Annotated in this window: 13 protein-coding genes and 1 pseudogene; 6 read left to right on the top strand and 8 right to left on the bottom strand. The window is 61.7% G+C overall.

The window, feature by feature from the left end; all coding sequences use genetic code 11:
• Positions 1-3: 3 nt before the first annotated feature.
• Together QK293_RS06825 and QK293_RS06820 are read right to left on the bottom strand one after the other, a co-directional pair.
• A complete protein-coding gene (locus QK293_RS06825) occupies positions 4-327 on the bottom strand; it encodes a PepSY domain-containing protein (RefSeq protein WP_282376390.1) in 324 nt (107 codons plus the stop codon).
• On the bottom strand, positions 327-635 hold the full coding sequence (locus tag QK293_RS06820; RefSeq protein ID WP_282376388.1) for a PepSY domain-containing protein: 309 nt from the start codon (positions 633-635) through the stop codon (positions 327-329). Before QK293_RS06820 ends, QK293_RS06825 begins: the two co-directional genes overlap by 1 nt.
• A 175-nt stretch (positions 636-810) precedes the next feature.
• Between QK293_RS06820 and QK293_RS06815 the strand changes: the two genes are divergently transcribed.
• The 4 genes from QK293_RS06815 to codA all read left to right on the top strand — a co-directional run bounded on the left by QK293_RS06815 (position 811) and on the right by codA (position 4,741).
• Complete coding sequence (locus QK293_RS06815; protein WP_282376386.1) at positions 811-1,890, top strand: patatin-like phospholipase family protein; 1,080 nt, start codon at positions 811-813, stop codon at positions 1,888-1,890.
• A gap of 93 nt (positions 1,891-1,983) precedes the next feature.
• Positions 1,984-2,340, top strand: coding sequence for a 6-carboxytetrahydropterin synthase QueD (queD, locus tag QK293_RS06810; protein WP_282376384.1), 357 nt, complete (start codon positions 1,984-1,986; stop codon positions 2,338-2,340).
• Positions 2,341-2,423: 83 nt separating this feature from the next.
• Positions 2,424-3,254, top strand: coding sequence for an alpha/beta hydrolase (locus QK293_RS06805; protein ID WP_282376383.1), 831 nt, complete (start codon positions 2,424-2,426; stop codon positions 3,252-3,254).
• A gap of 239 nt (positions 3,255-3,493) precedes the next feature.
• The gene (codA, locus tag QK293_RS06800; protein ID WP_282376382.1) at positions 3,494-4,741 is read left to right on the top strand and encodes a cytosine deaminase; all 1,248 of its coding nucleotides are present in this window, start codon (positions 3,494-3,496) and stop codon (positions 4,739-4,741) included.
• Positions 4,742-4,795: 54 nt separating this feature from the next.
• On the opposite strand, the gene QK293_RS06795 is transcribed toward codA, so the two are convergent.
• The 6 genes from QK293_RS06795 to kdpF all read right to left on the bottom strand — a co-directional run bounded on the left by QK293_RS06795 (position 4,796) and on the right by kdpF (position 12,943).
• Positions 4,796-5,494: a response regulator gene (locus QK293_RS06795; protein ID WP_282376381.1), complete on the bottom strand. Its 699-nt coding sequence runs from the start codon at positions 5,492-5,494 to the stop codon at positions 4,796-4,798.
• Positions 5,495-5,562: 68 nt separating this feature from the next.
• A complete protein-coding gene (locus tag QK293_RS06790; RefSeq protein ID WP_282376380.1) occupies positions 5,563-8,208 on the bottom strand; it encodes a sensor histidine kinase KdpD in 2,646 nt (881 codons plus the stop codon).
• Positions 8,209-8,344: 136 nt separating this feature from the next.
• A complete protein-coding gene (gene kdpC, locus QK293_RS06785; protein ID WP_282376378.1) occupies positions 8,345-8,893 on the bottom strand; it encodes a potassium-transporting ATPase subunit KdpC in 549 nt (182 codons plus the stop codon).
• A gap of 174 nt (positions 8,894-9,067) precedes the next feature.
• Positions 9,068-11,125, bottom strand: coding sequence for a potassium-transporting ATPase subunit KdpB (gene kdpB, locus QK293_RS06780; protein ID WP_282376377.1), 2,058 nt, complete (start codon positions 11,123-11,125; stop codon positions 9,068-9,070).
• A 10-nt stretch (positions 11,126-11,135) separates the two neighbouring features.
• Complete coding sequence (gene kdpA, locus QK293_RS06775) at positions 11,136-12,845, bottom strand: potassium-transporting ATPase subunit KdpA (RefSeq protein ID WP_282376376.1); 1,710 nt, start codon at positions 12,843-12,845, stop codon at positions 11,136-11,138.
• Between the two features lie 8 nt (positions 12,846-12,853).
• Positions 12,854-12,943, bottom strand: coding sequence for a K(+)-transporting ATPase subunit F (gene kdpF, locus QK293_RS06770; RefSeq protein ID WP_007899818.1), 90 nt, complete (start codon positions 12,941-12,943; stop codon positions 12,854-12,856).
• A 240-nt stretch (positions 12,944-13,183) separates the two neighbouring features.
• Here kdpF and QK293_RS06765 point away from each other — a divergent pair.
• Together QK293_RS06765 and QK293_RS06760 are read left to right on the top strand one after the other, a co-directional pair.
• Positions 13,184-14,402, top strand: a pseudogene (locus tag QK293_RS06765) (amino acid permease).
• A 138-nt stretch (positions 14,403-14,540) separates the two neighbouring features.
• Positions 14,541-14,708, top strand: a complete 168-nt coding sequence (locus QK293_RS06760) for a DUF2897 family protein (protein WP_009050155.1) — start codon at positions 14,541-14,543, stop codon at positions 14,706-14,708.
• The last annotated feature ends 208 nt before the right edge of the window (positions 14,709-14,916 follow it).

The raw sequence follows: 14,916 nt of genomic DNA, 5'->3' as shown, positions 1-14,916 counted from the left end.
CGATCAATCTTCCTTGTCTTTCAATAACTGGCCAGTGGTGGCGTCGAGGTCCAGTTCGCGGACCACGCCGTCGGTGGTCAGCAGCTCGACTTCATAAACGTAGACGTCGTGTTTCTCTTCAAGCTCGGCTTCCAGCAATTTGGCCCCGGGATAGCGGTCCAGCGCTTGCTGCAACAGCTGCTCCAGGGGCAGGATCACGCCCTGTTGACGCAGGCGCAGGGCCTCGTCCTGATCCAGGTCGCGGGCCATGACCACCGAGCAAAAAGCCAGAAGCGCCAGGGCCATTCGACCGCTCGCGCACCGATGTGAAAAAGAAGACACCTTCATTACGTATCCTGATGATCCTTGAGAACCTGCCCGCTGACAGCGTCCAATTCCAGGTCCCACTCAAGGCCCTGTGGGTCGCGCAATTCCACCTGATAGATGTACTTGCCATACTCTTCCTCCAGCTCGGTTGCGGTGACCTTGGCGTCGGAATGTTTGGCCAGAGCGGTGGCGTTGAGCTTCTCGAAAGACACAATGGTACCCGCGTCACGCAGTCTCAGGGCTTCGTCGGGGCCGAGGTCGCGAGCGTGGGCAATGCTGGCGGTCATGCCAATGATGGACGCGGTGAACAGGGCAGTCAGGGTTTTCATGGGGTGTCTCCGTTTTTTTTGTGTGTTGCCGGTGTAAGCCACCTTAGCGATCTGAACTTAACTGAAACTGAATTGCCATCATTGGTCATGACAACCTGACATCAATATCAGGCAGCTACATTGATCGGGTGCGACGCGTTTATAATCCGCACGTTCGCCAACTATTGAGACCGGCATGACCGCCATCCACATCAAGTTCCCCTCCCTGACCCTCAAGGCCGGCCCTCGCGCCTTCGCGCGCATCCGTGAAAACGGTTTGAGCGCCGCCGATGTCGGCACACTGCCAGGTGCCGCCGGTGGTCCCAAGGCGTTGGGGATTCAAGGTCTGGACCTGGCGTTGTTCGGTGAATGGCTACCGGCGGCGCCCCGGGAACGTTCGCTGATCGGTGCGTCGGTGGGTTCCTGGCGCTTCGCCAGCGCTTGTCTACCGGATGCCGCCGAAGGCATCCGCCGCCTCGGTCACCTCTACACCGAGCAAAACTTCGCCAAGGGCGTGACCATGGCGCAGATCAGCCAGAGCTCCCGGCGCATGCTCGATGACCTGCTCGATGGCCGCGACGCCTCGATTCTGGACAACGCTCATTACCGACTGAACATCATGCTGGTCAAAAGCCACGGCTTGTTGGCGGACGATCATCGCGGCCGACTGGGGCTGGGCCTGTCAGCGGTGATCGCCGACAACCTGCGGGGGCGTGCGCGGTTGTCGCGGCATTTCGAGCGGCTGATCATCCACGATCCGCGCCGGGCACCGCCGGTCAATGCACTGAACGATTTCCCCTCGCGCTTCGTTGCGCTGCAGGTCGGCAACCTGCGCCAGGCCTTGCTCGCCTCGGGCTCGATCCCGATGGTGATGGAAGGCGTGCGTGACCTGCCGGGCGCAGGTATAGGGACATTTCGCGATGGCGGTCTGCTGGACTATCACCTCGACCTGCCCTACAGCGGCAACGACATCGTGCTCTACCCGCATTTCACCGACCGGGTCATTCCCGGCTGGTTCGACAAGACCCTGCCGTGGCGCCGCGCTTGTCCTGCGCGTTTGCAGGATGTCCTGTTGCTGTCACCGTCGAAAGAATACCTGGCGCGCCTGCCCTACGGCAAACTCCCGGACCGTAACGACTTCAAGCGCTTCATGGGCGATGCCCCGAGCCGGCAGAAATACTGGCGCACGACGATGGATGAAAGCCGCAGGCTCGGTGACGAATTCCTCGAACTGGCCGCCAGCGGTCGCCTCGGGGAGCGCTTGCTGACCCTTTAGTCAGTGTTTTCCCGCAATGCCAAACGCAAACTGTTAAACTCGCCGCCTGCCCAAATCGCTGCGGCGATCGCCACCTGACAGAGCTCAAACCCCTTGGAAATCTTCAAAGAATTTACCTTCGAATCCGCCCACCGCCTGCCCCACGTGCCGGAAGGCCACAAATGCGGCCGCTTGCACGGTCACTCGTTCAAAGTGGCGATTCACCTTAGCGGCGACCTCGATCCGCACACGGGCTGGATCCGCGACTTCTCGGAAATCAAGGCGATCTTCAAGCCGCTCTATGAGCGCCTGGACCATAACTACCTGAACGACATTCCCGGCCTGGAAAACCCGACCAGTGAAGTCCTGGCCAAATTCATCTGGAGTGAATTGAAGCCTCTGCTGCCGGAACTCAGCGCGATCCGTATCCACGAGACGTGCACCAGCGGCTGTATCTATCACGGCGAGTAAGCCAATAGATCAAAAAAACCACCGAGACCGGTGGTTTTTTTATGCCTATGCTTTTGGCTCGAACACGCCAAGAGGACACGCGCATGACTGACTGGCCGCTGGCTCAGACCTATCGCTTCAACAGGCACTCCATTCGCTACGCCGTACGGGGCGACGGTCCGTCGTTGGTGTTCGTACATGGCACGCCCTTCTCTTCTTATGTGTGGCACCGAATTGCGCCGCACTTCATCGCCACGCACCGGGTGCATTACTTCGACCTGCTGGGCTATGGGCAATCGGAGAAAATCGAGGGCGATGTGTCGCTGGGTGTGCAAAACGACCTGTTGGCTCACTTGCTGGATCACTGGGGGCTTGGGCGACCAGACGTCGTCGCTCACGACTTCGGCGGCGCCACCGCCCTGCGTGCTCACCTGCTGAACGGCAAGGACTACCGCAGCCTGACGTTGATTGATCCTGTGGCGCTGACGCCCTGGGGTTCGCCGTTTGTGCAGCATGTGCGTCAGCATGAGGCGGCGTTCAGTGGCCTGCCTGATGACATTCAACAGGCGATCGTGCCGGCCTATCTTCGCGGGGCGATCAAGCGTGAAATCCCGGACGACGAACTCGCGCCTTACGTGCAGCCGTGGCTGGGCGATCCGGGGCAAGCGGCGTTCTATCGGCAGATCGCGCAGATGGATGAGCGTTATACCCGTGAGGCCGAAGGGCTGTACCCGACGATTCGCTGCCCGGTGCAGATTCTTTGGGGGGAAGACGATCAGTGGATTCCCATCGAGCGTGGGCGGGCGTTGCATCAAATGATTCCAGGGTCGCAATTTCACCCCATTCCCAATGCCGGGCATTTGGTTCAGGAAGATGCACCGGAAGCGATCGTCGCGGCGTTGCTGCGGTTTTTGCTGCAACACAAATCCTCTTGACGAAACAAAATCCACTGTGGGAGCAAGCTCGCTCCCACATGGGTCCTGTGTTCCGTCAGCGGCACCGCTTTCGAGCCCTCCCCGGGCCAAGTCTCCCTGCTCGACTAAAATAACTACTCCAATCCACGTTTGGCACGACCCCTGCAACACTCCCCGGCGCGGTGATCAGTACGTTGCCGGCGTGCTGGGTGCCCGTACTGCCAACGCACCATTACAAGATCTATAAAAGGATTCGCCTGATGCACATCATCAACGCCCGCCTGCGCAACCAAGATGACCTGCATGAATTGCACCTGGAAAACGGCCTGATCAGCAGCATCGCCCGACAGACCGAAGCACCCACCCTGGGCCCCGATGATCTGGACGCCGGCGGCAACCTGGTGGTGCCGCCCTTCGTCGAGCCGCACATCCATCTCGACGCAACGCTCACTGCCGGCGAGCCGCGCTGGAACATGAGTGGCACGCTGTTCGAAGGCATCGAGTGCTGGGGCGAGCGCAAGGTGACGATCACCGAGGAAGACACCAAAACCCGTGCCAAGAAAACCATCCAGACCCTCGCCGCCCACGGTATCCAGCACGTACGCACCCACGTCGACGTCACCGACCCGCAGCTCACTGCGCTGAAGGCGATGCTCGAAGTACGCGAGGAAAGCCGTCACCTGATCGACATGCAGATCGTTGCGTTCCCGCAAGAAGGCATCGAGTCGTACCGCAACGGTCGGGCGTTAATGGAAGAAGCGATCCGCATGGGCGCCGATGTGGTCGGCGGCATTCCGCATTTCGAGTACACCCGCGATCAAGGCGTGAGCTCCGTGAAATTCCTGATGGACCTGGCCGAGCGCACCGGTTGCCTGGTGGATGTGCATTGCGATGAAACCGACGATCCGCACTCACGCTTTCTGGAGGTGCTGGCCGAAGAAGCCCGCAGCCGCGATATGGGCTCGCGGGTCACCGCCAGCCACACCACGGCCATGGGCTCTTACGACAACGCTTACTGCGCCAAACTGTTTCGCCTGCTCGGGCATTCGGGGATCAGTTTTGTCTCCTGCCCCACCGAAAGCATTCACCTGCAAGGGCGCTTCGACAACTTCCCGAAACGCCGGGGCGTGACCCGAGTGAATGAATTGCTGGAAGCGGGGATGAACGTGTGTTTCGGCCAGGATTCGATCGTCGACCCGTGGTATCCGCTGGGCAACGGCAACATCTTGCGAGTGCTCGAAGCGGGTCTGCACATCTGCCACATGCTCGGTTACCGCAACCTGCAAAGCGCGCTGGACCTGGTCACCGACAACAGCGCCAAGGCCATGAACCTCGGTGATCGGTATGGACTGGAACGCGGGCGGCCGGCGAATTTGCTGATTCTGTCGGCGGACAGCGATTACGAGGTGATCCGCAGCCAGGGCCTGCCGCTGTATTCGGTGCGTGATGGCAAGGTGTTGATGAAACGGCAGATGCCAGTGGTGGAGTTTTATGGCGGTTTGAGCTGAGGTTTGCGTTGATTGGGCTTGCCCGCGATGGCGCCGGATCATTCAACACTAAAACTAAAGGCTGCCCTCACTCAACAACCGATACCCAACCCCGGCTTCGGTGACGATGAACCGCGGCTGCGTCGGGTCGTCTGCCAGTTTCTGGCGCAAGTGCCCGACCACAATCCGCAAATAGTGAGTGTCCTCGGTATGGGTCGGCCCCCAGATGTCCTTGAGCAGTTGCTGCTGGGTGATCACCCGCCCCGGATGCCGCGCCAGTTGCGCCAGCACCGCGTATTCCTTGCGGGTCAGCGCGACTTCGGTGCCATCGAGCAGTACCCGGCGATAAGCCAGATCGACGGTCAACGGGCCGAACGTCAGCGCCGCCGATTGAGCTTCTCCCGCGGGTGCCTGACGCAACAACGCACGAACCCGGGCCAGAAACTCCTGAATACCAAACGGCTTGGTCACGTAGTCGTTGGCACCACCATCGAGGGCTTCGACTTTCTGCCCTTCACTGGCACGCACCGAGAGCACCAGCACTGGCACCTTAGACCACTCGCGAAACTCGCGCAGCACTTGCTGGCCGTCCATGTCCGGCAAGCCGAGGTCAAGCACTAGCAGGTCCGGTTTATTCAGCGCAGCGTGGGCCAGGCCTTCGGTTCCGGTACCGGCTTCGAGCACTTTATAGCCCTGGGAGGCGAGGCTGATGCGCAGGAATTTGCGGATCTGTGGTTCGTCATCAATGACCAAAATGGTCGCGGTCTGGCTCATGAATTCACATCAACACAAAGAAGTGGCAAGAGAGTAACGCAAGCACGATCAGGCTTCACTTTCGGCTCTTAATTTTCAAAGGCCGGCTGAGCCTGCAACGGCAGGTGCACCGTGATGCAGGTGCCCCGCCCTTCGATGCCATCGGCGACGCTGATCCGCCCGCCATGGGCACCGACCATGCCCTGACAGATCGCCAGCCCCAGTCCGGTGCCCTGTCCACCACGATCACCGCGCGCAGCGGTGTAGAACATGTCGAAAATCTTCGCCCGTTCTTCCTGCGGAATCCCCGGCCCTTCATCGCTCACTGAAAAAAACAGCTCGCTGTCATCGGCTCCGGCGCGCAATTGCAGGCGACCGTGAGGCGGTGAAAACCGCGCGGCGTTTTCGAGCACGTTGACCAGCGCCTGTTCGATCAGCGCGGCGTGGACGTAAAGCAGCGGCAACTGCGGCGGCACTTCGGTGGTCACCTGCAACGGCGCCAGCACGGCGCGCAGACGATTGAGCGAACTGCCGACGATGTCGGCCGGTGACACCCAGTCCCGCGCCAGCTTCAGGGCGCCGTGCCCGAGGCGGGTCATGTCCAGCAGGTTTTGGATGTAGCGATCGAGGCGTTCGGCTTCATCGCGAGTGCCTTCGAGCAGTTCGCGGCGATCCTCCAGCGGGATCGCTTCACCGAGGGCCAACAGGCTGTCGATGCTGCCGCGCATGGAGGTCAGCGGCGTGCGCAAATCGTGGGACACCGAGGCCAGCAAGGCACTGCGCAGTTGCTCGGTTTCGCCGTGCAACCGAGCGGCTTCCAGGTCCTCGGCCAATTGCGCACGCGCCAGCGCCTGGGCCAGCGGCTGGCTCAACGCGGTCAACAAACGGCGACGCTGCCCGCTCAGGGTCTGGCCCTCTTTGGCACACACACCGAGCAATGCCAGCGGCCCGTCTTCCACCGACAACGGCCACCACCACCAGCGTCCGAACGGCAGCGTGCCGGTGCCCGCGCCGGCCGGTTGATCATGTTGCCAGGCCCAATCAGCGGCAGCGCGCTCGGCTTCGGAAAACTCCAGCGGCCCACCGGTTTCGACTTTCCAGCCGCCCTGCCCGTCTTGATTGAGCAGGCACAGTTGCAGATCACTCCAGCCGTTGAGGTGCTGGGCCGCTGCGCTGACCACCGCCTGACGGTCGGTGGCGGCAGTGAGTTTGCGTGACAGGTCGAGCAGTTCGGTGGTTTCTTCCTGAGTGTCGCGCAGGGCTTGTAACTGCCGCCGCTGTCGGGCCGCGAGGTTACCGGTGAGCGCCGCCATCAGCAGGAAGAACAGCAAGGTCAGCACGTCTTCTTCGCGCTGGATGCTGAAAGAGAAAGTCGGCGGAATGAACAAAAAGTCGTAGGTCAGAAACGACAACGCCGCACAGGCCAGCGCCGGGCCGAGGCTGCTGCGCACCGCCACCAGCAACACCGCGGCGAGAAACACCAGCGAGATATTGGGCAGCGGCAAGACACTCGCCACCGCCCAGGCCAAGGCGCTGGCGAGCACCGTCGCCATCAGCGCCAGCGCGTAGTCGAACCACACCAGCGTCTGCGCCGAACGCTGACGCGGCTGATGCTGTTCGTGGTCGCTGTCGAGGACGTTGATTTCCAACCCGCGCGCATCGCGCAGCAAACGTGACGCCAGACCGCCGCCGAACAATCGCCGACGCAACCGCTGCCGGGACTGCCCCACCAACACTAGGCTCGCGCGACGTTCGGCGGCGTGCTGGATCAAGGTTTTCGCCACCTCTCCGGCGCGCAACAACACCACTTCGCCGCCGAGGCGTTCGGCCAATTGCTGGGCACTTTGCAGACGCAGGCGCGACTGCTCGTCACGCACGCTGCCGTTGTCCACATGCACCAGGCTCCACGGCAAATGCCGACGCTGGGCGACGCGACTGGCGTGACGCACCAGGCGCTCGGCCTGAGCATCGCCATCGACACCAACCAACAGGCGACCGCGTACCGCCGGCGCCGCTTGGCCGAGCTGGCGATAGCCCTGGGCCAAATCATCATCGACTTGAGCGGCGGCGGTTTGCATCGCCAGCTCACGCAGGGCCGTGAGGTTGGTCTGGGTGAAGAAAGCATCGATGGCCGCCCTCGCCTGCTCCGGCACGTAGACCTTGCCATCGCGCAGACGCTCGAGCAGCTCGCGCGGCGGCAGGTCGATCAGCAGCAGTTCGTAGGCCTCTTGCAGCACCCAGTCCGGCAGGGTTTCGCGGACCTGCACACCGGTGATGCCACGCACTTTGTCGTTAAGACTTTCCAGGTGCTGGACGTTGACCGTGGTGAACACGTCAATGCCTGCAGCGAGCAATTCCTGAATGTCTTGCCAGCGTTTGGTGTGGCGACTGCCGGGCGCGTTGCTGTGGGCCAGTTCGTCCACCAGCACCAGTTTCGGTTTGGCCGCGAGCAAGCCGTCGAGGTCCATTTCTTCGAGCATCACGCCACGGTATTCCGAGCGCACCAACGGCTGCTGCGGCAAGCCGCCGAGCAGCGCTTCGGTTTCGGCGCGGCCATGGGTTTCGACCACGCCGGCAATGACTTTCACACCCTGGCGCAGTTGGGTGTGGGCCGCTTGCAGCATGGCGTAGGTTTTGCCGACACCGGGCGCGGCGCCGAGAAAAACCTTGAGCCGGCCACGGCCATCCCGGGGCAGGTCTGCTAACAACGCGTCGGCGCGGCCGGAGTCACTCATGCTTGAAGTTCTCTTTTTTCAGATTGATCGTTCCCACGCTCTGCGTGGGAATGCAGCCCGGGACGCTCCGCGTCCCATCCAAGCGGACGCAGAGCGTCCATTGATGCATTCCCACGCGGAGCGTGGGAACGATCGTCTACCACAGGTTTTCCAGCGCCAGGTTCAACGCCAAAACATTCACCACTGGCGGGCCAACGAGTGGCTGTTCAATGTGCGCCTCCAGCAGTTGCTGAAGGGTCGCCACCGGCAGATTGCGCGCGGCCGCAACACGCGCCAGTTGATAGGTAATCGCTGCCGGTGGCAAGTGTGGATCGAGACCGCTGCCCGAGGTGGTCAACAGGGCCAATGGCACCGGACCCTGGCCCGGCACCAGCAGTTTATTGGCATCGTCGATCACCCGAGTGGCCAGGGCCGGGTTGCTCGGCGAGAGGTTACTGGCACTGCTCGACACGGTGGCAAAGGCACCGGCCGATGGCCGTGGATGGAACCAGGCGTCACCGACGAAATCCTGGGCAATCAGGGACGAGCCGCGGACCTTGCCATCGGCGTCGTGGACCAGGCTGCCGTTGGCTTGATCGGGGAATGCGACCTGGGCGACACCGGTGACTACCAAGGGGTAAGCGACGCCGGTGATCAGGGTCATCAGGACGAGCAGGCTCAGGGCCGGGCGTATCATTGTGGACATTTCAAAATCCTCGAATTCGGTGAACAAGTCAGCGTTCATTCAGCTGCACCGTGGTGCATTCATCGCGAGCAAGCTTTGCTCCTACGGGTTGGCGTCGTACACGAGCTTTGCGAACACCTCAAACCCTGTAGGAGCGAGGCTTGCCCGCGATCGAGCGCGAAGCGCTCGCCAGGGTCAAACCAAATGCAATGCAGTGAGCAGCATGTCGATCGCCTTGATCCCCACAAACGGCACCAATAGCCCGCCCAACCCATAGATCAATAAATTGCGACGCAGCAACGCCGCCGCACTCGCCGCTTGCACCCGCACACCGCGCAGCGCCAGCGGAATCAGCACCACAATGATCAAGGCGTTGAACACAATCGCCGACAGAATCGCGCTCTGCGGACTGCTCAGGTGCATGACGTTCAGCACGCCCAGTTGCGGGTAGATCGAGGCGAACAGCGCCGGCAGGATGGCGAAGTACTTGGCCACGTCGTTGGCGATGGAAAACGTCGTCAGCGCACCGCGGGTCACCAGCAGTTCTTTACCAATCTGCACCACGTCCAGCAGCTTGGTCGGGTCGCTGTCGAGGTCGACCATGTTCGCCGCCTCGCGCGCCGCTTGCGTCCCGTCGTTCATCGCCATGCCCACGTCCGCCTGGGCCAGGGCCGGGGCGTCGTTGGCGCCGTCGCCGCACATGGCGACCAGGCGACCGTCGTTCTGCTCGTGGCGAATGCGCGCCAGCTTCTTCTCCGGTGTGGCTTCGGCCAGCACGTCATCCACGCCCGCCTCGGCCGCAATCGCGGCGGCGGTCAGCGGGTTGTCGCCGGTCACCATGACCGTGCGAATCCCCAGTTTGCGCAGCTCGGCGAAACGCTCGCGGATGCCGGGCTTGACCACGTCCTTGAGGTGGATCGCGCCGAGCAATTTACCGTCGGCGCAGACCAGCAACGGCGTGCCGCCGCTCTGGGCGATCTTGTCGATTTCCCGGGACAGCGGCGCTGCAAGGTCGGCGCGTTTCAGGCCGACGAAGGCCAGCAACGAGTCCACCGCACCTTTGCGATACACGCGGCCCTGATAGTCGACACCGGACAGGCGCGTCTCGGCACTGAACGGTACAACGGTCAGCAGTTCGGTGGACGGCTCAGGCTGTGGCTGAGTGCCGCGCAGGTACTCGACGATGGATTTACCTTCAGCCGTGTCATCGGCCAACGAGGCGAACAACGCACCCTCGGCGAGTTCCTTGGCGGTGACGCAAGGTGCCGCGTAAACCGCGGTGCAACGACGGTTACCGAAGGTGATGGTGCCGGTCTTGTCCAGCAGCAGGACGTGTACGTCCCCCGCCGCTTCCACGGCGCGACCGGATTTGGCGATCACATTCAGGCGCACCAGACGGTCCATCCCGGCGATACCAATGGCCGACAGCAAACCGCCAATGGTGGTCGGAATCAGCGTGACCAACAACGCCACCAGGAACACCAACGGCAGGCTGCCGTTGGCGAAGTGGGCGAACGGTTGCAGGGTAACGACCACCAGCAGGAAGATCAGGGTCAGGCCGATCAGCAGGATGTCGAGCGCCACTTCGTTCGGGGTTTTCTGGCGTTTGGCGCCTTCGACCAGGGCGATCATGCGGTCCAGTGTCGACTCGCCAGGGTTGGCCGTGATCCGCACCAGCAGCCAGTCGGAGACCAGGCGGGTGTTGCCGGTGACGGCCGAGCGGTCGCCACCGGATTCGCGAATCACCGGCGCCGATTCACCGGTAATCGCCGCTTCGTTGACCGCCGCGATGCCTTCAATCACCTCACCGTCACCGGGGATCATTTCCCCGACTTCAACGCGCACCACATCGCCCTTGCGCAGGCTGGTGGCCGGCACCACTTGAAAGGCACCGTTACTGGTTTTGCGTCGAGCGCTCAAGCCTTCGCTGCCGGCCTTGAGGCTGTCGGCGCGGGCCTTGCCGCGACCTTCGGCCAGGGCTTCGGCGAAGTTGGCGAAGAGCACGGTGAACCACAACCACAAGGCGATTTGCGCGGCGACAAAGGTCGGCACCGCCGCGTCGGGAATGAAGCACAGCACGGTGGTCAGGACCGCGGTCAGTTCGACCACCAGCATCACCGGCGCACGCTGCAATTGCCGTGGGTCGAGCTTGACGAAGGCTTGCACCAGCGCCGGGCGCCAGAGGGCCGAGATCGCGGTTTTCGGTTGTTCTGGCACCTTGACGGTGGCGGTTTTAGTTACGGGCATATTCATCATTCAATCCTCAGCTCTTTAACCCAAAAGCAGCCAAACTCAAATGTTCAGCAATAGGACCCAGCGCCAATGTCGGCAGGAAGGTCAAACCACCCACCAGCAAAATGGTCACGGTCAACAGGGTCACGAACAGCGGGCCATGAGTCGGGAAGCTGTTCTGGCCGATCGGCGCGGTTTTCTTCATCGCCAGGCTGCCGGCCAGGGCCAGAACCGGGAGGATGTAACCGAAGCGACCGATCAACATGCCCAGGCCGAGCATCAAGTTGTGGAACGCGGTGTTGGCACCGAAGCCGCCGAACGCCGAACCGTTGTTGGCACTGGCCGAGGTGTAGGCGTACAGCAACTGGCTGAAACCGTGAGCGCCGGGGTTGCTGACGGCTGCGACCGGACCGGGCAGGCTCGCGGCAATCGCGCCGAGCACCAGCACGCCGACCGGCATCACCAGCAAGGTCACCACCAGCAACTGGACCTCCTTGGCCTGCAGTTTCTTGCCGAGGTATTCCGGGGTGCGGCCGATCATCAGGCCGGCGAGAAACACGGCGATCAACACGTTCAACAACATGCCGTAGAGCCCGGCACCGACACCGCCGAAGATCACTTCGCCGACCATCATGTTGACCATCGCGACCATGCCACTCAGCGGGTTAAGGCTGTCGTGCATGCCGTTGACCGAACCGTTGGACGCCGCGGTGGTAGTCACCGACCACAGCACCGTGGCGGTGGTGCCGAAGCGCGCTTCCTTGCCTTCCAGCGGCGCGGTCTGTTCGACGGCGACATTGTTCAGGGTCGGGTTCGGCTGGTATTCAGCCCACAGCGACGTGGCGCCGCCGATCAGGAACAACGCCAGCATGCAGGCGATGATCGCGCGGCTCTGACGCAGGTCTTTCACGTAGTGGCCGAAGGTGAACACCAACGCCACCGGGATCAGAATGATCGAGCCGACTTCAAACAGGTTGCTCCACGCCGTTGGGTTCTCGAACGGGTGCGCCGAGTTGACGCCGAAGAAACCACCGCCGTTGGTGCCCAGTTGCTTGATCGCAATCTGACTGGCGGCCGGGCCAAGCGGGATCACCTGATCGACGCCTTGCATCGTCACGGCATTCACGTAGTGCGCGAAGGTTTGCGGTACGCCCTGCCAGACCAGATACAGCGCCAGCAGCAGGCACAGCGGCAACAAGCCGTAGAGGGTGGCGCGGGTCATGTCGACCCAGAAGTTGCCGAGGGTCTTGCTCGACTTGCGACCAATCCCGCGACACAGGGCAACCAACACGGCGAGGCCGGTGGCGGCGCTGACGAAGTTCTGCACGGTGAGGCCGACCATCTGACTCAGGTAGCTCAGGGTCGCTTCGCCACTGTACGACTGCCAGTTGGTATTGGTCATAAAGCTGACGGCGGTATTGAACGCTTGCGTCCACTCTTGACCCGGCAGGTTCTGCGGGTTCAGTGGCAAGTGGTCCTGGAACAACAGAATCGCGAACAACAGCAAAAAGCCCGCGAGGTTGAAGGCGAGCAAGGCCAGGGTGTACTTCTGCCAGCTCTGTTCGGCCTGCGGATCAACGCCGGCCACCCGATAACAGCCACGTTCCACCGGTCCGAGGATCGGTGAAAGCCACGTGCGCTGACCTTCCATCACCTTGTAGTAAAAGCGCCCCAGGAACGGTGCCGGAATCAGCACCACGGCGAAGAAGGCGAGGATCAGCCAATAGTCATAACTGTGCATAGCCGCTCCTAGTTCCGGTCCGCGCGCAACAGCGCAACCAACAGATAAATGAACAGCCCCACTGCCAAAAGCAGTGACACCCCGTCCAGAACGCTCATGGAAATTCTCCGTGTTACGGCGTATTGCCGCGTGTGGAGCCATTGTCGGCAGGGAGGCTGTAAAGGAACGAGATCGAGGGTGTTGGCTGTTCATAAAGAAAACGTAAAGAGTGGGTTTATGCCGGCGTTACAGCGGTGTCCGGGCGGGCCTCATCGCGAGCAAGCTCGCTCCCACAGGGATCGTCGTTGTCTGGGTAAACGCATTTCAAATGTGGGAGCGGGCTTGCTCGCGAAGGCAGCATGAACACACAACTCAAACCCACGCTGGGCACGCTGCACCTGTGGGGCATTGCGGTCGGGCTGGTGATATCCGGCGAATACTTCGGCTGGAGTTACGGCTGGGGCGTGGCGGGCACGCTCGGTTTTCTGGTGACGTCCTTTATGGTCGCCACCCTGTACACCTGCTTCATCTTCAGTTTCACCGAGCTGACCACGGCGATTCCCCATGCCGGCGGTCCCTTTGCCTACAGCCGTCGCGCCTTTGGCGAGAAAGGCGGATTGATCGCCGGGCTGGCGACGCTGATCGAATTCGTCTTCGCCCCGCCGGCCATTGCCTTGGCAATCGGTGCCTACCTCAACGTGCAGTTTCCCGCGCTCGACCCGAAGCACGCAGCAGTCGGCGCCTACATCGTGTTCATGGGCCTGAACATCCTCGGGGTGAAACTGGCCGCGACGTTCGAGTTGATCGTCTGCGTCTTGGCCGTGGCCGAACTGCTGGTGTTCATGGGCGTGGTCGCCCCGGCGTTCAGCTTCGGCAATTTCGCGCTTAACGGCTGGGCCGGTTCCGATGTGTTTGGTAGTGCTGCTGGCCATGGGCGTGATGTTCTTTGCCGGCGGCGTCGGTGACTGGCGCACCCTGTCGAACATCAACGATCCGCTGCCGCAAGCGATGAAAACCGTGGTGGGCGAAAGCTCGGGCTGGTTGCACATGCTGGTGTGGATTGGCCTGTTCGGTCTGGTGGCGAGTTTCCACGGCATCATCCTGGGCTACTCGCGGCAGTTCTTCGCTCTCGCCCGTGCCGGTTACTTGCCGGCGTCCCTGGCCAAGTTGTCACGTTTTCAGACCCCGCACCGGGCAATCATCGCCGGCGGCGTGATCGGCATTGCCGCGATCTACAGCGATGGTTTGATCAACCTGGGCGGCATGACGCTGACGGCAGCGATGATCACGATGGCGGTATTCGGGGCGATTGTGATGTACATCATGAGCATGCTCAGCCTGTTCAAACTGCGCAAAACCGAACCGAATCTGGAGCGCACCTTTCGCGCGCCTTGCTACCCATTGGTGCCGATGATTGCGCTGGTGCTGGCGGTGGTCTGCCTGGTGGCGATGGCCTGGTTCAACACCTTGATCGGGTTGATCTTCCTGGGCTTCATGGCGGTGGGGTTCGTGTACTTCATGCTCACGGCGCAACTGCGTGCCGATGCACCGGCTGACGCGATGCTGACCGGACTTTAAACAGGCGAAGTGTTGCTGTCATAACAGGCATAGAATGGAATGACTGCGATGGAACCAGTGCGAAAATCCATCGCTCAAAGTGGTATGCACGATCGATTGGCGAAACCCGCCAATCGGCCTGCCCTTAAGGAGAGCCCTATGCCTTGGTATGCCTGGTTAATTCTGATCGTTGCAATCGGCTCGATCGTTGGTGGTTTGATGATGTTGCGTGACACCGCCAACAAGGTCGAACTGACCGATGAGCAACGCAAACGCGTCGCTGAACGCAACGCGGAAGCGGATGCCAAGGATGCGCAGGACCGCTAAACCAAACTTCGCCAGCCAGGTCTGGCGAAAATCACCTGTAGCAGCTGGCGAAGCCTGCGTTCGGTTCGGGCCGCGTTCGGACGCAGCAGTCGCAAATCCTGTTAAAGCGGTCTATCTGACGTACCGCGTTCGCTGACATTACGACTGCTTCGCAGCCGAACGCAGGCTTCGCCAGCTGCTATGTATGGACTCGCCCCCACTGTCTACC

Source organism: Pseudomonas sp. AL03 (assembly GCF_029960815.1).
In the GTDB taxonomy this organism is placed as follows: domain Bacteria; phylum Pseudomonadota; class Gammaproteobacteria; order Pseudomonadales; family Pseudomonadaceae; genus Aquipseudomonas.
Note: the sequence above shows the minus strand (reverse complement) of the source record. Positions and strands in the feature narration are given on the sequence as shown.